The organism is Lachnoclostridium sp. Marseille-P6806, assembly GCF_964238185.1.
Classification (GTDB): Bacteria; Bacillota; Clostridia; order Lachnospirales; family Lachnospiraceae; genus Brotaphodocola.
The window spans coordinates 177,436-197,882 of record NZ_CAXSLG010000007.1 but is presented as its reverse complement, the minus strand read 5'-3'; the positions used below and the strand labels follow the sequence as shown (position 1 = coordinate 197,882).

General features: G+C 46.3%; 19 protein-coding genes. 7 read left to right on the top strand and 12 right to left on the bottom strand.

Annotation, left to right across the window (positions count from 1 at the left end):
* Positions 1–10: 10 nt before the first annotated feature.
* From ACESON_RS10850 to ACESON_RS10830, 5 genes are all read right to left on the bottom strand, one after another.
* Entirely contained in the window at positions 11–1,528 is a 1,518-nt protein-coding gene (locus ACESON_RS10850; RefSeq protein WP_373109793.1) for a metallophosphoesterase, read from the bottom strand.
* Positions 1,529–1,548: 20 nt separating this feature from the next.
* Positions 1,549–3,210 carry a glycosyl hydrolase family 18 protein gene (locus tag ACESON_RS10845; protein WP_177960017.1) on the bottom strand — a complete coding sequence of 554 codons (1,662 nt, stop codon included), beginning with the start codon at positions 3,208–3,210 and terminating at the stop codon, positions 1,549–1,551.
* A gap of 210 nt (positions 3,211–3,420) precedes the next feature.
* The gene (locus ACESON_RS10840) at positions 3,421–3,735 is read right to left on the bottom strand and encodes a hypothetical protein (protein WP_373109791.1); all 315 of its coding nucleotides are present in this window, start codon (positions 3,733–3,735) and stop codon (positions 3,421–3,423) included.
* A gap of 116 nt (positions 3,736–3,851) precedes the next feature.
* A complete protein-coding gene (locus ACESON_RS10835) occupies positions 3,852–4,355 on the bottom strand; it encodes a hypothetical protein (protein ID WP_373109789.1) in 504 nt (167 codons plus the stop codon).
* A gap of 128 nt (positions 4,356–4,483) precedes the next feature.
* A complete protein-coding gene (locus ACESON_RS10830; protein ID WP_373109788.1) occupies positions 4,484–5,947 on the bottom strand; it encodes a serine/threonine protein kinase in 1,464 nt (487 codons plus the stop codon).
* Positions 5,948–6,232: 285 nt separating this feature from the next.
* Here ACESON_RS10830 and ACESON_RS10825 point away from each other — a divergent pair, with 285 nt between their 5' ends.
* Entirely contained in the window at positions 6,233–7,009 is a 777-nt protein-coding gene (locus tag ACESON_RS10825; protein ID WP_177960021.1) for an adaptor protein MecA, read from the top strand.
* 126 nt (positions 7,010–7,135) lie between these two features.
* Here ACESON_RS10825 and ACESON_RS10820 read toward each other — a convergent pair whose 3' ends face one another.
* Positions 7,136–7,336, bottom strand: a complete 201-nt coding sequence (locus tag ACESON_RS10820; protein ID WP_177960022.1) for a DUF1858 domain-containing protein — start codon at positions 7,334–7,336, stop codon at positions 7,136–7,138.
* A gap of 573 nt (positions 7,337–7,909) precedes the next feature.
* Between ACESON_RS10820 and pflB the strand changes: the two genes are divergently transcribed.
* The 5 genes from pflB (at position 7,910) to ACESON_RS10795 (ending at position 12,287) form a co-directional block, all read left to right on the top strand.
* Positions 7,910–10,006, top strand: a complete 2,097-nt coding sequence (gene pflB, locus ACESON_RS10815; RefSeq protein WP_177960023.1) for a formate C-acetyltransferase — start codon at positions 7,910–7,912, stop codon at positions 10,004–10,006.
* A 70-nt stretch (positions 10,007–10,076) separates the two neighbouring features.
* Positions 10,077–10,322 carry an autonomous glycyl radical cofactor GrcA3 gene (gene grcA3, locus ACESON_RS10810; RefSeq protein WP_177960024.1) on the top strand — a complete coding sequence of 82 codons (246 nt, stop codon included), beginning with the start codon at positions 10,077–10,079 and terminating at the stop codon, positions 10,320–10,322.
* 92 nt (positions 10,323–10,414) lie between these two features.
* Positions 10,415–11,176, top strand: a complete 762-nt coding sequence (gene pflA / locus ACESON_RS10805) for a pyruvate formate-lyase-activating protein (protein WP_373109787.1) — start codon at positions 10,415–10,417, stop codon at positions 11,174–11,176.
* A 123-nt stretch (positions 11,177–11,299) separates the two neighbouring features.
* Positions 11,300–11,470 (top strand): 4Fe-4S binding protein, encoded by a 171-nt coding sequence (locus ACESON_RS10800; protein WP_177960026.1) that lies wholly within the window; start codon positions 11,300–11,302, stop codon positions 11,468–11,470.
* 88 nt (positions 11,471–11,558) lie between these two features.
* Complete coding sequence (locus ACESON_RS10795; protein WP_373109786.1) at positions 11,559–12,287, top strand: gamma-glutamyl-gamma-aminobutyrate hydrolase family protein; 729 nt, start codon at positions 11,559–11,561, stop codon at positions 12,285–12,287.
* Positions 12,288–12,347: 60 nt separating this feature from the next.
* Here ACESON_RS10795 and ACESON_RS10790 read toward each other — a convergent pair whose 3' ends face one another.
* The 3 genes from ACESON_RS10790 to ACESON_RS10780 all read right to left on the bottom strand — a co-directional run bounded on the left by ACESON_RS10790 (position 12,348) and on the right by ACESON_RS10780 (position 15,284).
* Positions 12,348–13,019 (bottom strand): MerR family transcriptional regulator, encoded by a 672-nt coding sequence (locus tag ACESON_RS10790; RefSeq protein ID WP_177960028.1) that lies wholly within the window; start codon positions 13,017–13,019, stop codon positions 12,348–12,350.
* A 93-nt stretch (positions 13,020–13,112) separates the two neighbouring features.
* The gene (locus ACESON_RS10785) at positions 13,113–14,408 is read right to left on the bottom strand and encodes an SLC13 family permease (protein ID WP_373109783.1); all 1,296 of its coding nucleotides are present in this window, start codon (positions 14,406–14,408) and stop codon (positions 13,113–13,115) included.
* A gap of 18 nt (positions 14,409–14,426) precedes the next feature.
* A complete protein-coding gene (locus tag ACESON_RS10780) occupies positions 14,427–15,284 on the bottom strand; it encodes a DUF6282 family protein (RefSeq protein ID WP_177960030.1) in 858 nt (285 codons plus the stop codon).
* A 156-nt stretch (positions 15,285–15,440) separates the two neighbouring features.
* Here ACESON_RS10780 and ACESON_RS10775 point away from each other — a divergent pair, with 156 nt between their 5' ends.
* Complete coding sequence (locus ACESON_RS10775) at positions 15,441–16,352, top strand: LysR substrate-binding domain-containing protein (protein ID WP_373109781.1); 912 nt, start codon at positions 15,441–15,443, stop codon at positions 16,350–16,352.
* 31 nt (positions 16,353–16,383) lie between these two features.
* On the opposite strand, the gene dnaB is transcribed toward ACESON_RS10775, so the two are convergent.
* The 3 genes from dnaB to ACESON_RS10760 all read right to left on the bottom strand — a co-directional run bounded on the left by dnaB (position 16,384) and on the right by ACESON_RS10760 (position 20,283).
* Complete coding sequence (dnaB, locus tag ACESON_RS10770; protein WP_177990217.1) at positions 16,384–17,718, bottom strand: replicative DNA helicase; 1,335 nt, start codon at positions 17,716–17,718, stop codon at positions 16,384–16,386.
* A gap of 76 nt (positions 17,719–17,794) precedes the next feature.
* On the bottom strand, positions 17,795–18,241 hold the full coding sequence (gene rplI / locus ACESON_RS10765) for a 50S ribosomal protein L9 (RefSeq protein WP_177960033.1): 447 nt from the start codon (positions 18,239–18,241) through the stop codon (positions 17,795–17,797).
* A complete protein-coding gene (locus tag ACESON_RS10760; protein ID WP_177960034.1) occupies positions 18,241–20,283 on the bottom strand; it encodes a DHH family phosphoesterase in 2,043 nt (680 codons plus the stop codon). The genes rplI and ACESON_RS10760 overlap by 1 nt, the downstream gene beginning before the upstream one ends.
* Between the last annotated feature and the right edge of the window lie 164 nt (positions 20,284–20,447).

The window sequence follows — 20,447 nt, the reverse complement described above, 5'->3', positions numbered from 1 at the left end:
GAAAAAAGAATCAGTCCACAATCAGACGATTATAATCATGAACCGCATCCGACACAATATATTCCACATATTCTCCCAACACCGTCAGAGTTCCCTCATTCAGCCACATAAGGTAAGCTGGATCCGAAAGCACTTCATTTTTAATCTGATACGCTGTTCCCTGATAATAATAATAATTAAGCCTTGCATACAGATCCGACATCTGTTTTTTCCTGTCCTCCGGAATATCAGGAACTGCGTTTAATGCCGTCATTGACTGATTATAAAACACCCTTCTAAGGAATGGTTCCTGGAACTTCCGAAACTCCAGCAGATCCCGTTCCTTTCTTCCATGCTCTCTGGCCCAGGACTCCACATCCACAGACCAGGTTCCATACTGATAAGAACCATCATCCCGGCAGGTTAAAACTCCATATTGACAGGCTGGCGTTGCCAAAGAGGAAGTCACAGCCTCCCACACTCCTCTGTTATCCTCAGAGCGCATTGTATGCTGAACATGAAGGTGGCCGCTTAAAAACAGCTTCACATCCCATTCATCCAGAATATTCACCAGCTGTTCTCCATGCTCAATCGTACAGTCATCCACATAGATTTTGCTCTCCTCCAGCAGATTGTGATGTGCAACAGGAATCACGTCCATTGCCTCCTCCCATGCCTCCTCCAGCTGTTCCTCAATCCAATAATAGGTCTCGCTTAAAATCGCACCTCCCACCTTGGCAACCGGACGATACTGACAGGTATCCAGCATCATAATCCTATGTTCCTCATCCAGCTGATACACATAGCTGAGACTTCTCACATCCTCGCTGATGGCTTCATCGTATCCAAAATCCCGATAAATTCTGCGAAACTCTTCCGGTGTGGTATATTCTGCCGGAAGTCTCTGTTCTCCCTCATACCGCGCCGCCCGTTTATTATTGATATCGTGATTGCCAGGAATCACCAGAACCGGAATCCCGGCCTCTTCTACGCGATAAAGCTTTTCAGCCAGACTTTCATGACTTTTCTTCTCTCCCTCCAGTGTCAAATCTCCGCTGAGAATCAAAGCATTGGGACGCAGCTGAATTACTTCTTCTAAAAAAGCATCCGTAATTTCATCGATATAGGTAACTACTTTTCCGTCACCATACTCCACCATTTCCTGGAATCTGGGGCCATAATCTGTAAGCGATGGATCAAAATAATGGATATCCGTAGCCAGAATAATATTTTCAATAATCTGATAGGAAACCTCCTCTTCCTGCCCTCCATCGTCAGATTCTCCATTCGGTTTTTCCAAAATCTGCTCACCAGAACTGCTTTCTGGAACTGTCGGACTGAAAACAGTCTCTCCGACTGTTTCTCCTGCACTTTCATCAATGTTTGTCCCTGTTTCCGCTTCCGTTCCTGATACAGAGGCTTCCGTCTGAGACTCCTCGGGCTTTGTATCGGAGGGACTGATCCCGGCAGTCCTGCTGCAGCCGCCGCAGGTCAGAAGTGCTGCCGCTCCGGCACAGGTCAAAAATCTCTTCCACTGTTTCCTTTTCATAAAACCGCCCCCTTTATGCCTCACGGCAGTTTGATCACATCCCAGATTTCCTCTGGTTCAAATCCCAGCTTCCAACAGGCAACCCCTGCCAGATTGTACTTCCGGATCAGCTCCATCTTCAGCCCAAGAGAACGTGCCTCTTCCATCCACAGTGTATACTTGATTCCATCCCGTACCGTTTCTCCATAATACTGCCCCAGATCCTCCTGCCAGTAAAGCTCCACATTATTATCTGCAATCCACTGCTGAGCTCTGGCAATTCCCATAGCATCGGAAGTAACCTTTCCACCTTCCTCCTTCCAGATTCTGGTGTAAAATGGAACTGCGCTGATAATTTTTTCTCTTGGTACCTCCTTCAGCGTATCCTCAATTCCCTTTTTCTCATACCCCAAAGATGCTACAGAACCCGGATCTCCTCCGGCATAATGCTCATCATATCCCATCATCACTACATAATCAGCCACCTGTCCCTGCTCTGCTCTGTTATAAAAAGAAGTATAGGCAGAAGGCACATAAGAATCCACAGACAAAATAATTCCCTTGTTTCGGCATTCTACAGACAGCTCCCTGATAAACTGGACATAATGCGGTCCTGCCTCCGGCTTAATTCCCTCGATATCCAGATTGATTCCATCAATACCGTATTTTTCTACATCTGCAATCAGGCTGGTAATCAGCTTCTTCCTGGCTGCTGTGCTGGCAAACAGAATCTCTGACTGCACATTGGTTCCTCTGTTAAAATTATCCAGAACTGCCCACACCTGAAGTCCCAGGCTGTGCGCTTTATTTACATAATCCTGATTCGCAAGAGATTCGTATGTCCCGTCATTTTCCGTCAGCATAAACCAGGTAGGCGCGATAACATTGACTCCCCTGGTATTGGAAATCAGTGTTTCCATTGTCTTATTGGCTGCTGCCTGAGTCACCTGATGCCACACCATAACTACCGGCTCCTCCATGGAAATCGATGTATACTCCGGAGCCTGAAAGGTACTGATCAGAGTCCGGACTTCCGGCTCCTTTAGACAGCGATTCTGAATGTATCCCACCTGACCGTCCTCGGTCCGCACTCTGCTCCACTTTTCCAGCGTTTCCAGCACTACAACTGTACTGTCCTTTTCCACTGCCGTAAGAATATCACTTTTCACTCCTCCGCGTACACGGACACTTCCATCTTTTTTTACTGCAGCAACCTGCTCCGGTTCCCAGCTGGTATCCACAAACACCCTTTTTGCATCTCCGTCTTTAAAGAAAGAAGTTCTGATATCTGTATAAGCTGATACCAAGCCGGCAGTCAGCCATACCTCATCCTCCTGTTCCACAAGCAGCGGCTTTCCGCTGCTTCCCATAGTTGACGCATCTGCATAAACAATAGAATCCGGCAGGGCATAAATCAGCTGATGATTTTCCTGATCCCAGTAAAACCGCTCATTCAAAGTATCATTCACCCAGGTCAGAGGAAAATATGCCTGACCATTGATATCACGTCCTGTAACCCCCTCCGCCTGCTCATTATTCAAAATCACCGCAATCTCATCGCCGCTGACCCCATACCACAGGCTCTGATCCGCCATATCCTTAGAGGGAGACAATTTCTGATACAGAAAAACACCCGCTGCCGCCGCTCCGATAAGAAAAACCGTCGCCAGCACTGTCAAACTTGTGACCATAAATTTTTTCATCTGTGGTACTTCCTCCTGTCTGTATTCCAGAGAATAAAATTCCCTTTCCTGTCATATTTCCTATGGAAAAAGTATACCACAAAACCCTGATGTCTTCTCTTAAATTTTTCTGATATTTTCCCGCCCCGACTTCAGTTTCCAGGCTGAATTGGAATTCTCTCCTGAAGCCCCGCCCCGTATCTGTGCACAAAGCACTGCTGTTTTATCTGCTTAACGATAATAAACCAGATCAAATCGAATTTCCTTCAAGCGCTTTCTTTTTCCATAACCAGCAGAAGGCTCCCCTATAAACTCCTGATCCGCCCTATTTACTGCTTTCTGCTCCTGACAGTCCATCACCTCCTCCAGAACATAATCTCCCATATAAAAGCTTCCATCCTCGCGGATTTCAAAAATTTTATCCCACTGACTTTCATCTGCCTCTTTTCCATCTATCAGTATCGGCACTCCTTTTTCCCGGTACTTTCTTAAGCCCTCCAGATAAGCCCTGCGGCTTTCCGGATTCAGCCTTTTTTTCCTATCCACTCTTTTCCTCCACTAATGCCGGAGAGGCAGCACTGTTTTGGAAGGTATAAGCCGTGACACAAATCCCCTTCGCCGCCTCTGCCGGCTATTTTCTATGTATTTTATTTCAGCGGCCATTAAAACAGCAGCTGTTTAAAAAACCTCATGTCTGAAGCTGTCACTGCAAAGGCATCTGCTGAAACCGGAATGCGAATACAGGATATCCGAAGCTGTCTTTCCCATTCTTTTCTGGTCTCTTCGCTGCCAAAAACGGCCGCACACTGCCAGCTCTCATCATGCTCCGGTATCATCCTGACCGCTTCCAGAAACGCCTCCATCTGCCACTCACTAAATGCGCCCACCAGCACTTTTTTATCACAACGGGTACATTCACAGAAGCTTTCCCCTGTCAGTTCCCCATAATCAGCGATAATCCTTCGGTATTTTCCATTGAGACAGGCCGCCATGGTTTCCGCTCCTGCCCGCTTATAATAATCTGCATCCAAAATTCGACAGAAAGACAATTTTCCTCTGTTTCCAGCCTTTTTTCCACTTCCGGCATTCTTTTTTCCGCCCCACAGACGGATTTCGCAAAAATTATTCTTTCTGTCTGTAAATTCTCCTTCGCAGAATCCCTCCATAGATTCAAAATCGCCATGACTGTTCCATTCCAGAACTGCAGTTTTTTCTCCTCGAACTCCGGTCAGATAATTGGCAGTCCATACTGCCAGATGGGTTGCCCCGGTTCTTCCTCCGGCGCTGATAATCCCTAAGGTTTTCCAGTCAGCTGCCGAAGAATAAGAAAAAACAGATTTTTTCCTTTTCCGTACAGTTTTCGTATGCCTCCTCCTGCTCTTTCCTTTCTTCTTTCCGCTGCGTTTCTGTTCATCATTGCCTGATACACCTGATCTGCCGCCCTGTCACCAGAAAAGGGATCCGGGAAATCCGGCATCAGAAAGCAAACTGGCTTTTCCTTTGCCCAAACAGATTTTCTGTACCTTGCTCCTGATGCTCCTCCTGCAGCCTGCCTGCTGAAATGATTCATCAGAAGGATAAGACCCGGACAGTTCTTTAATTCTCCGTAGGCCTCATAAGCAGATGCCTGCTCCCATGGCTTTGCCCCACAGACAAGAATTTCCAAATCCGCCTGTTCGTTAAAAAGCTGTTTTCTGCTGCATCCGTAATCCAGAATTCTCACCGGATACGGCGTCTCCTCAAGCTGAACACAGGAACCATACCAGGGACGGACCGGCAATCCCCGTATCACAAAAATCCCCCAGCGGTCATGACCAGCGCCAAACCAGTCAGTAAGCTGTCTTATGGCACCTGTCTCATTGTGTTCCTCATACACAGCAGAAATCCCCTGCCGTCTTAAATAGGCTGCAAGCCCTATTGCCGTATGTGTTGTTCCGACCCCCGGCCGGCTTCCTGCTACGGCAATGGTTAGAGATGATACGGGATGGCTTCTCCAAATACCCTGTCTTTGTTTTTCCAGCTTTTGTAACTGCGCCTCTGCCCTTTCCATGGCTCTACAGAGCTGGTCTGCTGTCTCATACCGCTTTTCCCTGTCCTCACTAAGACATCTGCGAATAATCCGCATAAGATTTCGGCCTGTACTGTCAGACACCTGCAGCGGTTTTCCGTCACCCTCTCCGGGATAATGCCCAGTCAGCATATAATGGAGAACAGCACCAATGGCATAGATATCCGTCCTTTCGTCCAAAACATCTCCCGTATACTGTTCCGGCGCTGCACAGCCCACTGTTCCGTAACGCTGTGACAAATTTTTTGCATCACTCAAATGAACTGCATGATCAAAATCAATCAGCTTTACCGTGTCATGGCAAATTATGAGGTTCTTTGGCTGTAAATCCAGATATAAAATAGGGGTTGGTCTTGCTGAATGCAAGATATTTACCAGATGGCAAATCTGAATTCCATAACGAATCGTCATTGCCTTTGAAAAATGCCCTGTCTCAGAAATAAGGGCATATAGAGAATTTCCCTCCAGATATTCTTCTATCAAATAACTGTAATCCTCATCCTCCTCCAAGTCATACACAATTGGTATCCCCGGATGGCGAATGGTTTTTAAAATCAGTGCTTCCTTTCGAAACTGGCTGTAATCCGTACAGGTCTTGGCAACCTGCTTAATGGCACGGTATTCCTCCAGTTCCATGTGTCTGGCCAGATATACGGTTCCGCTTCGTCCCCGTCCCAAAATCCGGCACATCTGATACTTTCCAAACAGAGTTTCGTCTGCCGTCTCGTTCCTCCTTTCTTCCCGTCATCTCTGTAGGCATATTCTAATACATATTCTGCTGTTTTACAAGTAGCCTGCAGATAAAATCCATCGACTAATTTCGACACCCCTCCCGGAAAAATTGAAATCCCGCAGGAAAATTTTATAAAAAATGTTACATAGGAATTGCTTTTTCCCTATATCATATACTATAATTAAATTAGGGAAGCAGGACTTTTTCCCAGCTTCTCAGGAAAATACGGAAGGAGTGGTCTTATGAAGATAGAACGGATTAATGAAAACCAGATACGATGTACGCTGACCAGCTTTGACTTAAGTGTCCGCAATATGAATCTGGGAGAGCTGGCCTATGGAAGTGAAAAAGCCCGCAGTCTGTTTCGTGAAATGATTCAGAAGGCCTCCAATGAAGTTGGTTTTGATGCAGAGGATATTCCGCTGATGGTCGAGGCAATCCCGCTTTCCAACGAAAGTGTGATGCTGGTCATCACAAAAATAGAAGATCCGGAAGAGCTGGATACTCGTTTTTCCAAATTTTCTCCTCTCTCAGAGGACGAACAGGAAGGACTTTATAATAGTATCACCAGCGAATTTCTGGAAGGCGCAGATGGTTTGATGGAATTTTTGAAAAACGACCTTCTGGGACTTTCCTCCGGTCAGACAGATTCTGCCCCGGCCAAGGAAAGCGGCGCTGCTGCTTCCGCTGACGGACAGACTGCTTCAGAAGCACCGGCAGTACAGATTCGAATTTACCGTTTCGGCAGCCTGGATCAGGTTACCGACGCTGCCCGAATCGTAAACGGCATCTGTGAAGGGAAGAACTCTCTTTACAAACGCCCGCAGACCTCCAGCTATTATCTGGTTCTCTCCAGCGAGGGCTGCGATCCCCTGACCTTCAGCCGTCTCTGCAATATTCTTGCCGAGTATGGAGAAAAGGTAAAGCCGGAAGCTGCCACGGAGGCGTACTATCAGGAGCATTATGAAATCATTATCAGAAACCAGGCTCTTCAGAAGCTGGCTCTGGTCAATGGCTGAGTCCCTTCTATGACCCCAAACAACAAATAGCTGTTTTAAAGCAAAAGCCGCAGGCTTTGCGGATTCTGGAAGAGTTTCATTCCCCAGCAGAATCCACGGATGCCTGCGGCTTTCTATATTTCTCAATTAGCGGCTTGCCAGAACTTCATTGATGCCGGCAACCAGGGTGTCACAGTCAATACCGTGAACCATGCATGCCTCTTCCAGACTTTCGCCCTGAGAAGACGGACATCCCAGGCAGTGCATTCCTGCGCGCATCAGCATGGGAGCAATCAGCTCGTCCATCTGAATCAGCTCGCCAATCAACATATCTTTGCTAATCTGCATATTATTTTCCTCCTTATTGGACATACTTGTTAATACTATAATACTTTTCCCGCAAATTGGCAAGATATCTCTTCTTCCTTTTATCCAAATGATCAATGGTTCAGCCATGTATCTCCCTGCCCACTTGCAGCGGACACTCAGCACCAGGAGCTGTTACCTAAATTGTAACTGTTCGGGACGGGGCATCTTCTTGTCCGGCAAAGCCGAACAAGAAGTATCGGAAATTCCTCCGATGTGAGAGCTGGCAGGAAAATCCCTTTGCAAGCAAGCTTGACAAGAATTTTTCTTCCAGTTCTCCCGCCATCCTGAAGAGTTACCCAAATTACACAAAAATGCCGGAAATGGGATCTCGTTCCTGTACAAAATCAAAAACATGAGAATTATTCTCCTTAATTGCCTTGACGACAGCCTATACCACAAGATATAATGCCAGTGCAGAGAAAATTCTGCAATATGTAGTTGTTTTTATTTATATTCTATATAGTTGTAGCTGTTCAGGACAAGAACTATCGGAGATTTCCCGCCGTCCTGAAGAGTTACGCATAATTTTAATCTACGCAGGAGGTAACTGATATGAAAGAGCAGTGGAGAACATTCCAGCCTGGAGTATGGATGCGCGAAATCAATGTCCGCAACTTTATTCAGGCAAACTACACCCCTTACGACGGCGACGATTCCTTCCTGGCCGGCCCGACTGAGAACACCAAAAAGCTGTGGGATCAGGTTATGGAGCTGAACCAGAAGGAGCGGGAAGCCGGCGGAGTTCTGGATATGGACACCAAAATTATTTCCACCATTACTTCCCATGGTCCCGGATATCTGGACAAGGAAAAGGAAACGATTGTGGGATTCCAGACAGATAAGCCCTTCAAACGTTCTCTTCAGCCCTACGGCGGCATCCGCATGGCTGTAAAAGCCTGCGCTGACAATGGCTATGAGGTTGATCCGGAGATCGTTGACTTCTTCACCAAACACAGAAAAACCCATAACGCAGGCGTATTTGATGCCTACACTCCCGAAATGCGCGCATGCCGTTCCAGCCATATTATCACCGGACTTCCCGATGCATACGGACGCGGACGGATTATCGGCGACTATCGCCGGATTGCCCTGTATGGTGTAGACCGCCTGATTGAAGATAAAGAGGAACAGAAATCCACCACCCGCAGCACCATGTATTCTACTATTATCCGCGACCGCGAGGAGTTGTCCGAGCAGATTCGTGCCTTAAAAGAGCTGAAGGAGCTGGGACGCATCTACGGCTTTGATATTTCCAAGCCGGCAACTGATGTAAAAGAAGCTATCCAGTGGACCTATTTTGGCTATCTGGCTGCTGTTAAGGAGCAGAACGGAGCTGCCATGTCCTTAGGACGTACCTCCACCTTTATTGACATCTACGCAGAGCGCGATCTGGCAGAAGGACGCTATACAGAGGAGCAGATTCAGGAATTCGTGGATCATTTTATTATGAAGCTGCGCCTTGTAAAATTTGCCCGTACCCCGGAATACAACGAGCTGTTCTCCGGCGATCCTACCTGGGTAACTGAATCTGTAGGCGGTGTAGGTATTGACGGACGCCACATGGTAACAAAGATGTCCTTCCGTTATCTGCATACTCTGCAGAACCTGGGCACTGCTCCGGAACCAAACCTGACTGTACTCTGGTCTGTACGTCTTCCGGAAAACTTTAAGCGTTTCTGTGCAAAGACCTCCATTGAGTCATCCTCCATCCAGTATGAAAATGATGACCTGATGCGTGTTACCCACGGCGATGATTATGCGATTGCCTGCTGCGTATCCTCCATGCGGATCGGAAAAGAAATGCAGTTCTTCGGAGCCCGTGCCAACCTGGCCAAATGTCTTCTGTACGCAATCAACGGCGGTGTAGATGAGGTCAGCAAAAAGCAGGTAGGACCGAAATACCGTCCGATTACCTCTGAGTATCTGGATTACGATGAGGTTATGGATCGCTACCACGATATGATGCAGTGGCTGGCCGGTGTTTATGTAAACAGCCTGAACATCATCCACTATATGCATGACAAATACTGCTACGAGCGTCTGCAGATGGCTCTTCACGATCATAAGGTAACCCGCTGGTTTGCAACCGGTATTGCCGGCCTGTCTGTTGTTGCAGACTCCCTGTCTGCCATCAAATATGCCAAAGTAAAAACCGTTCGTGATGAAAACGGCATCGTAGTTGACTACGAAGTAGAAGGAGACTTCCCCAAATACGGAAACGATGACGACCGGGTAGACCAGATTGCTGTTGACATTGTCCATGATTTTATGAACTATGTAAAACGGAATCACTGCTACCGCGGCGGTATCCCCACTACTTCTATCCTGACCATTACTTCCAATGTTGTTTACGGAAAGGCAACCGGCTCCACACCGGACGGAAGAAAAGGCGGACAGCCCTTCGCTCCCGGCGCAAATCCCATGCATCACCGGGATACCCACGGCGCAGTCGCATCCCTTGCTTCTGTAGCCAAGCTGCCCTTTAAGGACGCGCAGGATGGTATTTCCAATACCTTCTCCATTATCCCCGGCGCACTTGGAAAAGAGGACCAGTTGTTTATGGGTGATATTGATGTGGATCTGGAATGCGGCATTGATACTGCCTGCTCCATTCCCAATCTGATGGACGGAATCGGCGACAGAGATTAAACATCAGTCACAGCTGATTGTTCATCATTCATACCTGATAATGATTTCAGATAAAAGGAGGACTATTCTTATGACACATGCAAGCGACGCACAGATTGATAACCTGGTATCCCTGTTAGACGGCTACGCAGTCAAGGGCGGACATCACCTGAATGTAAATGTATTTACTAAAGAAACTCTGCTGGACGCACAGGCTCATCCGGAAAAATATCCTCAGCTGACCGTTCGTGTATCCGGTTATGCAGTAAACTTTAATAAGCTGACCAAGGAACAGCAGGACGAGGTTATTTCCCGTACCTTCCACGGCAACATCTAATTAAAGTCGGTTTTATCGTAACTGTTCAGGACGGGGCATCTTCTTGTCCTGAATAGTTACGTTTTATCATAATTTACCAGGAGGCAAATTCTATGGTTGGACATATCCACTCCATTGAAAGCTTCGGCACTGTAGACGGACCAGGTGTCCGTCTCGTTGTCTTTTTTCAGGGCTGTCCCATGAGGTGTCAGTACTGTCATAATCCGGACACCTGGAAAATAGGCGGCGGCACAGAAATAACAGTGCCGCAGATTATGGAACAGTATGAAAAAAACCGTTCCTTTTATCAAAAAGGCGGTATAACAGCAACCGGCGGCGATCCGCTGGTTCAGATTGAATTTGTGACAGAACTGTTTTCCGAAGCAAAAAAACGGGGAATTCACACCTGTCTGGACACCTCCGGCATTACCTTTCAGCCGGAAAATAAAAAACGGATGAACCTGTTCGATCAGTTAATTTCCGTTACAGATCTGGTCATGCTGGATATTAAACACATTGATCCCGAGGGACACAGAAAGCTGACAGGACAGCCCTTAGAACCTATCCTTGCATTTGCCCGTTATCTGGATGAGCACAATATTCCTGTCTGGATTCGCCATGTAGTTGTACCGGGCATTACCTTTGATCAGACAGAGCTGTCTCGCCTGGGCCAGTTTATTGCCAGTCTGAACAATGTAAAAGCTCTGGATGTACTTCCCTATCATGATATGGGAAAGACAAAGTACGAAAAACTGGGTATCGATTATGTTTTAAAGGATACTCCTCCTCTGGAAAAATCACAGGCTCTGGCTGCCAGACAGCTGATTTTAAGCGCCATCCGTAAAACCAGAGCCTCCAGCCAATCCCTGAAATAACAAGACTGCCAATTGTTCCTTATTTTGTTCACAGACACATGATTTTCCACTTGAATATTTTGCTGAGATAGTATAGAATGAAAGAACAACGAAAGTTATAGAATACTCAAGGAGGATAAAATCATGGCATATGTAATTTCTGATTCTTGCGTTAGCTGCGGTACCTGTGAGGGTGAGTGCCCGGTAAGTGCTATTTCTCAGGGTGACAGCCAGTACGTTATCGATGCTGATGCTTGCATTTCCTGCGGAACCTGTGCAGGCGTTTGCCCGACCGGCGCTATCAGCGAGGAATAATTAAAAGACACCAGATACCCCTTCCGTATATGCGGAGGGGGTATTTCTTTTTCTATCTATGGAAATCTAATATTAGGAGATTATTGCAATGACATCAAAAAAACCTGTTATCCTTCTGACACCCTATTTCAATACAGAACGCGACGAACCCTACATGCGTCCGGCATTTTTAAAAGCAGTCCGCCATGCCGGTGCCGTCCCCGTCATCCTTCCTCTGGATCTGGAGGAAGAAGATTTGGCGCTTCTGCTGAAAACTGCCGATGGCGTTTTATTTACCGGCGGCCCGGACGTTCATCCCTTTTTCTTTGGAGAAGAAACCCAGCATCACTGCGGAAACGTCTGTCTTCGGAGGGATCAGATGGAGTTTTCTCTCCTGAAGCTGGCCATGGCTGCCCGCAAACCAATTCTCGGCGTATGCCGCGGCGCACAAGTTTTAAATATCGGTCTGGGCGGTGACATTTACCAGGATATTCCCAGTCAGTTTCCCCAGAAATTTCCTGTAGCCCACACCCAGCCCTTTGGATATGAGATTCCTTCTCATACGGTAACAGTTACTCCGGGAACCCTTCTGGCAGAAATTTCCCAGTGTGATACCCTGAAGGTAAACAGTATGCATCATCAGGCTGTCCGTACCGTAGCGCCAGGACTGATTGCTTCCGGACACGGCCCGGAGGGCCTGGTAGAATGTGTGGAAATGCCGGAATATCCCTTCCTGATAGGAGTTCAGTGGCACCCGGAATATCTCTGGGAGCAGGATCCGGCTGCCTGCCGCCTGTTTACAGCCTTTGTAAAAGCCTGCAGCGAGTTAGAAGAATAGATACACCAAACGGGCGCTCTGAATCCTGTTCCGCAGCGCCCGTTTCCCTTATCCTTCTATTTATCCGCTTTTTCTCCCTGATTTCCGCCTTCTGAAAAACGGAAGCTTTGTGGCAGCTGCCTCCGCTTTTCCCTTGCTTTCTCTCTGATAGGTTCTCAGGGTTTCATCCAGCATCTTAAACCTATCTTCCTCCCGCTCATCGTTTACACGCATCATATACTCCAGCTCCTGAACCATATGATTGCTGACCTGGCGGCTAATCTCGCTGCTCATCGCCTCGCTGCTCTGCTTCATGGCCTGTCCAATCGCATTGCCGATAATGTGGTTCATGAGCTCCTGGAACTGATCCAGTTTTTCCTGATTGATTACAGTGCCCTCCTCACTGGGCTTTGGAAGGACGCGAAGTCCAGGCGCTTTCTCATCCAGCTTCTCTGTGCTTCCCTCCTTTAAAATATGAACTGCATTCTTCTCTAAAATCTCGTCCACATCCACGTTCTCATCTCCTTCAAGCATTTTATTAAGAACCTGTTCGATGGCTTTCAGCTGATATCCTTTTTCCTTCAGCTCTTTTATCTTCTGAAATAAACGAATATGAAGCCCCGTATAGTACCGGTGACTTTTTCCATTTCTTGGTATATTCAGCTGCAGCTCGTCCTCCCAGTACCTGAGCACATGGGATTCCACACCGACCAGCTTACCGGCCTCTGATATGGAATAATGTGTATCGTCCATTCCCTTCCTCCCCTTATGTTCTTTTTAATTTCATAGCCTACTTATAGTTTATGAGGAGTGGTTGAGATTTATGATTAACCATAAAAACTAACCTTAAAGAATTATGGATAACACAAAATTAAATACCGTTGCAGAAGCTACACTGACAGGAACTGCCAAAAACAGCAGACGTGGAAACATACGATTGCGTTCCTCTTCTGTTGAACATGCACCCATGACCAGACTTCCTCCAGATGAAAACGGAGAAATAGCCGAGCTCTGGGCTCCTACAACAATACAGGTGTACAAAATCAACGGATTTAGACCAGCTGCTTCGGAAAGTCCTGGCACAAGCGGAAACAATGCAGGGCAAACAACGCCCAATGTACTGGAAAAAAAGCTCATAATTGCCCCGATCAAACTAAATGCAACTGGAATGATCCAAGCAGGAAGGCTGCTTCCGGCCCATGCTGCCATCTGATCCAAAGTTCCCGCCTTTACTGCAACCTGAATCAGCATTCCTACTCCACATATCATAAGAATCGTATTCCATGGAATTCGGGCAATTACCTCCTTCTGCGGAGCCAGATCCAAAAACAGAGCAATCACAGAAAATACAATTGCTACCAGACCCACATCAAGCTTACTGTTAATAAATGCTATTGCCTCATTTTCTGGCACAATTACATTTAATACAGGAAACAGCAGTACAATTATAATCATGATCAGCATCAGATACAGATTCTGCTTCTGTTTCTTTGTGAATGGATCCGGTTTTTCAAAGGATACCCCTTTCCCAATATGACGGTTCACTTTGGGAATATAGCGAAATCCAGCAATCAAAAGAAGCGAAAACACTACACTGGCAATAAAAATGACTGCTGTTGAAGAAAATGCCATATCTCCATGACCGCTTTCCTCCATCAAGCCTCGGAAAATAATCCCGCTTCCACTGGTCATAAAATTGGCACCTGATAATGCCCCGCAATTAACTGCAGCTGCGCCGGTCAGCGGGTCCATTTTTGCTTCCTTACAAATGAGAAGTGTAATCGGCACCATGAATGCCATCACAGTAAAAAACCCCGCTCCCAGCATGGCAATTCCGGCACTTGCCGCATAAAGAGCAAAGGGAAGAAGTCCAGGAAAACGCCTGCAAAAATAAAGAAGATATCGGGCTGCCTTTTCCAGAGTTCCGTTTACCAGAGCAAAATTATAGAACAATGACACAGCCATAATAACAAACATCGTACTCACTGGCCACCCGCTGATTACTTCCTTCGGTTTCATCATCATAACAAAGCAGCCGATTACATATGCAAATACTATTGCAAAAAGACCTGTGTTATATTTTGTTTTATACCCAATTGCAACTGACAAAGCAATCGCCGCTACAATAAATAAACTGATCATATCCCTACCTCCTGAATACTATAAATTTAGAAGTCTTGTCTGAATCTCATGAGTCATATAAAAAATCTGTTCTTCAGAAATTCCATGATCTGCCAGATATTGTATATATTGCTCCAGTGCAGCTTCCCAGAAAGGATTTTCTACCTGTCCTCCATCTGTGCTCACCATAACATTCTTATAACCACAAGCCTGAATCGCCTCCAAATTCAAAGGAAGATTACTCTTATATTTTCCTCCTCCCATAGGCTGTGCGAAACAATGTTCCAGAATAATGTCATAATCCTGTACAAGTCTCACCTGATCTTCTAAACTCATCCCAACCATCCACCACTCTGGATGAGTCACAACAATTTTTCTCACACCTGCATTTCTTGCGGCCTCTACAACCCTGAAAATTTCCTCTGGAGAAAGATGTCCTGTTCCCAATACCACATCAAAATCCTTTATCAGCTGAAATATATCCTGCAGCTCAGGAACGATTTTACCGTCTCTAATAACCTCAACCGCTTTTGACAAATCCCCCTTTTGCTTTTCCAGATTATTTCTGGCTGATTGGGTTGGAAGCCAGATCACCTTAGCACCAAGCTTCAGTCCGCTTTCTACTGCTGCTGCATTCAGTCCTCCCATTTGACGATTTAAGGTGACACTTCCAAACATCGTAAAATCATTATCACCATGATGTATGATTTCATTATGACGATTGCATAGGTAGGCGCGATCTACCGTTGTCCCCTGATGCGTTTTAATAACAATCGCCCTGGCCCCCACCCGGATTGCAGCTTCCATTAGCTCAAAATCGTCATAAGCGCGATGGCGGATATCTGGATTTGAATGCACATGCATATCAATAACCCCTTTTAAAGAAATTTTTCCCATTCGCTCTCCTCCTTTTTAGTGAAATTGTTGTAATTTTTATGATCTAAGCATATAATAAAAGATATATTGATGAAACCGAAAATAACTTATATACTATATCGGAAAATCCGATATAGTAACTTATGGTTCTATTATTACCAAAAAGAGGAAAAACCAATGCAGTTAAAAGAGTTAAAATATATTGTTGCGCTGGCTGATGAGGGAAGTATCTCCAGGGCAGCAGAACGTCTTTATATGGCCCAATCCAGTTTAAGCCAGTTCCTTCTTCAATATGAAACAGAATTAGGTATTTCGTTGTTTGTAAGAACCTCAAAAGGTATCCGCCCAACTGCTGCTGGCTCTATGTTTATTGATAATGCCCGCATTATCCTTGGACATTATCGGTTAATTCAAAATAAACTGGACGACATGGCCCAGTTAAAAAGTGGAAGTATTATTCTTGGAATCAGTTCTTTCCGCGGAAAATATATGATTCCCAAAATTTTGAAACGATTTTATGCCCTTTACCCAAATGTAAATGTAGAAATTATAGAAGCCAACAGCAAGGCGTTAGAAGAAAAACTCATTGATGGAACCATTGATCTGGCTATTATTGCGCTTCCATTGTCCCGTTTAACTCACGAAGTAGAAATATTTAAAAAAGATGAAATTCTCATTGTAGCTGACTCTGATCACCCCATTCAAAAATATGCTCATCCCAAGGACAACGGACACGGCTTTTGGCTGGATTTAAAAGATGCAGAATCCTATGAATTTATTCTCAGTCCCTATGATACCATGCTGGGGAATATCAGCCGTCAGGAATTTAAAAAAGCCGGAATCAAATTCCGGGCTGCAAATACGAATATTACTGCTGATCTGGCTGCGGCTATGGCAAGAGCCGGCCTGGGACTGGCCTTTACTTATCAGTCCTGTATTGAGGAATACCCCCATGCCAGTTACTTTTCTATTGGCCAGAAAGGTGTGTTTTTGGAATTGGCACTTGCTCACCCTTATGCAACCTATCAATCCAATGCTGTAAAGGCAATGGAAAAAATCATTCGAGAAACCTTCCCTAAAGAAGTCTGATTTTTCCACAGGAAAGGTTTCTCAAATATTCTTACTTTTCCAAATTCACAAATTTTGTAAATTCCGGCTGCCACAGCAGATTCACGGTTCCAATAGGGCCGTTACGCTGTTTTGCAATAATTACCTCTGCAATGTTAGGCATATCCGTATCCTTGTTATAGTAATCATCACGGTAAAGAAACATTACTACGTCTGCGTCCTGCTCAATAGCCCCTGACTCACGCAAATCCGACAGCATGGGCCGATGGTCTGTTCTCGTCTCACAGGCACGGCTCAGCTGGGACAGGGCCACCACAGGTGCATTCATCTCTCTGGCCAGGGCTTTTAAGGAACGGGAAATCTCCGAAATCTCCTGCTGACGGCTTTCGCTGCTTTTTCCGCCGCTTCCGGACATCAGCTGAAGATAGTCGATAATAATCATGCTGAGCCCCTGCTCAAGCTTCATTTTCCTGCATTTGGATCGCAGCTCTGTAATCGAAATACCCGGCGTATCGTCAATGACCAGCTTGGAATTTCCAATCACACCGATTCCTTCCACAATAGCATCCCAGTCTGAATCTGTCAGGTTTCCAGTTCTCAGCTTCTGAGAATCTACATTAGACTCCATAGCCAGCATACGGTTTACCAGCTGTTCCTTAGACATCTCCAGGCTGAATATCATACAGGGCAGCCCCTTGCGCACAGCCACATGATCAACCAGATTCAGGACAAATGCTGTTTTTCCCATTGAAGGGCGAGCCGCAATCAGAACAAAATCCGAAGGCTGCATGCCTGAGGTTTTATAATCCAGATCAATAAATCCTGTAGGAATACCCGTTACCGTTCCCTGGGTTTTCGAGGCAGCTTCTATTTTTTCCAGTACATTTAAGGCCACCTGCCTGATAGGAACAAATTCGCCGGAGCTGCGGCTCTGAAGCAAATCAAATACGGATTTTTCCGTTGATGCCAGAATCTGCTCCAGAGGCTCTTTTCCCGCATAGCAGGTATTGGCAATTTCTTCGTTTACTTTAATCAACCTCCGCAGAACTGCCTTTTCCCGAACAATATTTGCATAGGATTTTACATTGGCTGATGTGGGAACTGTGGTAATAATATCCCGGACAAAATCAAGGCTGCTCACCTCCGGAGGAACGTCCTTCTCCTTCAGACGATCCTGAAGAGTGACCAGATCCACTGGTTTTCCCTCGTTAAACAGCTCTACCATGGTTTCAAACATAATTCCATACTGCTGCTGATAAAAATCCCTGGCAGTTACAATCTCAGAGGCCGCAATTATCGCTTCCTTGTCCATCAGCATGGAACCAATAACAGACTGCTCTGCCTCTATACTGTGGGGAAGTACCCGTTTCATCAAAGCTTCATCCATGATTTTGCTCGTCTCCTGTCTTTTTTACTTTCCATAGAACAAAATGGCTGCCCTTTTTACTGGCAGCCATTGTCTCTTACGCTTCTGTCACCTTTACAGTCAGTTTTGCTGTTACATCTTTATGCAGCTTTACCGGCACCTCATGGTTTCCAAAGGTTTTAATCGGATCCGGCAGAACCAGCTTCTTCTTATCGATATCCAGACCCAGCTGCTCTGATGCCGCAGCGGCAATTTCCTTTCCAGATACAGAGCCAAATGCTTTTCCGCCTTCGCCTGCTTTCATCTTCAGCACAACCTGACCGCTCTCAATCTTTTCTGCCAGCTCCTTCGCTGCGGCCAGCTGTTCTGCTGCAACCTTGGCAGCATTGGCTTTCTGCAGCTTTAAATCATTTAGATTCTTGGCAGTAGCCTCCACGCCCAGCTTTTTGGGCAGAATAAAGTTTCTTGCATAGCCGTCATTTACCTTTACAATCTGGCCCTTTTTTCCCAGAGCCTTTACATCCTCTAATAATACGATTTCCATTATGATATATCTCCCTTCTGCAGCATTTGATCAATTACTTCTTTTACGCGGCGTTTTGCGTCTTCAATGGTTCCATCCTTCAGCTGGGCACCTGCAATCGTTCGGTGGCCGCCGCCCCCCAGCTGCTCCATCATAACCTGAACATTTACTTCGTCAATGGATCTGGCGCTGACATAAATGGTATTCTGATATTCTGTCAGAACTACAGAGGCCTTGATTCCCTTAATTTCCAACAGCTCATTAGCCGCCTGTGCGCCAACAATCGTGGGACTGTGAAGCCCTTCTGCCGGACATACACCAATGGAAAAGCTGTCACGGTAAACCTCTGCCGAAGTAATGGTGTATGCTTTCGCCTTATAATCTGCCATATCGTCCCGGAACAGCTTCCTCACCCTTGTTACGTCAGCTCCGCTGCGCCGCAGATAAGCTGCCGCTTCAAATGTCCGCACCCCGGTCTGATTGGTGAAATTGTTGGTGTCAATTACAATTCCCGCATACATGGTATCTGCCTCTGCCGGCTTAATCCGGATTCCGTCTGCAATGTACTGAAGCACCTCTGCAACCATTTCACAGGTAGAGGATGCATAGGGCTCCACGTAGGAAAGCACTGCGTTGGTAATCACCTCACTGCTCTGGCGATGGTGATCCAGAACAACAATCGTCTTTACCATTTTTAAAAGCTCCGGTGCATCCGTAATACTGGGGCGGTTCACATCGACTACCACCAGCATGGTATTGTTATCTACCAGCTCCGCAGCCTGAGGCCCTTTCAGGAACAGATCCTCCGGATATTCCGGATTATCCAAAAAGCGATCCATCATAGGCTGTACGGACGAGGTTACCTGGTTAATTACAATGTGGGCTTTTTTATTCAATGCCACAGCTATCCGGTAAATACCGATGGCTGCGCCAAAAGAATCAATATCGCTCATCTGGTGTCCCATAATCAGCAGGCGATCCTTCGTTTCCACCAGTTCCCGAAGTGCATGGGCCTTGACACGGGCCTTAACGCGGGTTGCCTTTTCCAGCTGCTGAGATTTTCCGCCATAATACTGAATCCGGCTTCCATCTTTCACTACCGCCTGATCACCGCCCCGTCCCAAAGCCATATCAATGGCAGCCCGGGCAAAATCATAATTCTGGCTGTAGCTGTCTCCGCCCATACCGATTCCGATACTTAAGGTCACGGCCATCTCATTTCCAATATTAACCGCCTTTACCTCTTCCAGAATGGAGAAGCGCTCCTCCTCCAGCTGTTCCATATACTTCTGCTTGATGGTAAAGAAATACTTATCCTTTTCCAGTTTCTTCACCACACCCTCAATGGAACCAATAGCCTTATTGATTTTCCGATCAATCAAAGCCGTCAACAGAGAGCGGCGAACCTCCTCCACACTTTCCAGCGCCTCATCATAGTTATCCAGATAAATCAGTCCCGCCACCATACGCTCATCTGTAATCTCCTGACGATAACGAAGAATCTCTGTCTCGTCAAACAGATATACAGCCAGCAGCTTCTGGCGGCTGACCAGAGCCTCAATATCCTCCTCCTCTGTTCCGCTTACAAATATGGGCTGCAGATCCAGACGGAACTTATACTCCCCAAAAGAAGTATGTACCTGCGCTGTTTCATTATCCACAGCAAGATCTGTCTTTGTTACCTCTGGAAACAGTGAAAGCAGATTTTTTCTTGTGCCTTTTTCCAGGGCAATGATTTCCTGAAAGGCCTGATTCATCCAGACAATTCTTCCATCATCATCTGCCAGGGCATAGGGAAGCGCCATCTCTGTCAGCAGCTGCTTCTGAATCCAGGCATATTCGGCGGAAAACTCCACCAGACCGCCCAGTACCCGCTTGCGGCTGTAAACTCTCAGCCAGGCAGACATCGCAATATATGTGATAGTAAACGGCAGCATCATACATGCCGCCTGCCAGCTTACAAGAAGTACTGCCACATTGGCAAACATCAGAAACAGCGATAGAAGCAGCGGCCAGGCCAGATACCACTTCAACTGTCCTCGTACTTTCATATTCTCTTTCATAACCGTTCTCCTTACCGAATTCCCAGTATCCTAAAAACAGCCATCTGACTTATAATTATATCATAGGAAGCCCTTTTCGTCTACAGCGGGAAAATGCTTGGCAGCAGGAAGAGGCGGCCACAGGGAGGATGAAAGCGCACTTTCTCAGGCAGTTCCTCCATTGT

Coding starts and splice junctions, on each gene's coding strand:
- ACESON_RS10795 (WP_373109786.1), top strand. CDS start 11,559: ATGACATCAAAAAAACCTGTTATCCTTCTGACACCCTATTTCAATACA.
- ACESON_RS10825 (WP_177960021.1), top strand. CDS start 6,233: ATGAAGATAGAACGGATTAATGAAAACCAGATACGATGTACGCTGACC.
- ACESON_RS10845 (WP_177960017.1), bottom strand. CDS start 3,210: ATGAAAAAATTTATGGTCACAAGTTTGACAGTGCTGGCGACGGTTTTT.
- ACESON_RS10835 (WP_373109789.1), bottom strand. CDS start 4,355: ATGGAGGGATTCTGCGAAGGAGAATTTACAGACAGAAAGAATAATTTT.
- ACESON_RS10820 (WP_177960022.1), bottom strand. CDS start 7,336: ATGCAGATTAGCAAAGATATGTTGATTGGCGAGCTGATTCAGATGGAC.
- ACESON_RS10785 (WP_373109783.1), bottom strand. CDS start 14,408: ATGATCAGTTTATTTATTGTAGCGGCGATTGCTTTGTCAGTTGCAATT.
- dnaB (WP_177990217.1), bottom strand. CDS start 17,718: ATGGATGAAGCTTTGATGAAACGGGTACTTCCCCACAGTATAGAGGCA.
- ACESON_RS10775 (WP_373109781.1), top strand. CDS start 15,441: ATGCAGTTAAAAGAGTTAAAATATATTGTTGCGCTGGCTGATGAGGGA.
- ACESON_RS10830 (WP_373109788.1), bottom strand. CDS start 5,947: ATGTGCCGGATTTTGGGACGGGGACGAAGCGGAACCGTATATCTGGCC.
- ACESON_RS10800 (WP_177960026.1), top strand. CDS start 11,300: ATGGCATATGTAATTTCTGATTCTTGCGTTAGCTGCGGTACCTGTGAG.
- rplI (WP_177960033.1), bottom strand. CDS start 18,241: ATGGAAATCGTATTATTAGAGGATGTAAAGGCTCTGGGAAAAAAGGGC.
- ACESON_RS10790 (WP_177960028.1), bottom strand. CDS start 13,019: ATGGACGATACACATTATTCCATATCAGAGGCCGGTAAGCTGGTCGGT.
- pflA (WP_373109787.1), top strand. CDS start 10,415: ATGGTTGGACATATCCACTCCATTGAAAGCTTCGGCACTGTAGACGGA.
- pflB (WP_177960023.1), top strand. CDS start 7,910: ATGAAAGAGCAGTGGAGAACATTCCAGCCTGGAGTATGGATGCGCGAA.
- ACESON_RS10780 (WP_177960030.1), bottom strand. CDS start 15,284: ATGGGAAAAATTTCTTTAAAAGGGGTTATTGATATGCATGTGCATTCA.
- ACESON_RS10760 (WP_177960034.1), bottom strand. CDS start 20,283: ATGAAAGAGAATATGAAAGTACGAGGACAGTTGAAGTGGTATCTGGCC.
- ACESON_RS10850 (WP_373109793.1), bottom strand. CDS start 1,528: ATGAAAAGGAAACAGTGGAAGAGATTTTTGACCTGTGCCGGAGCGGCA.
- grcA3 (WP_177960024.1), top strand. CDS start 10,077: ATGACACATGCAAGCGACGCACAGATTGATAACCTGGTATCCCTGTTA.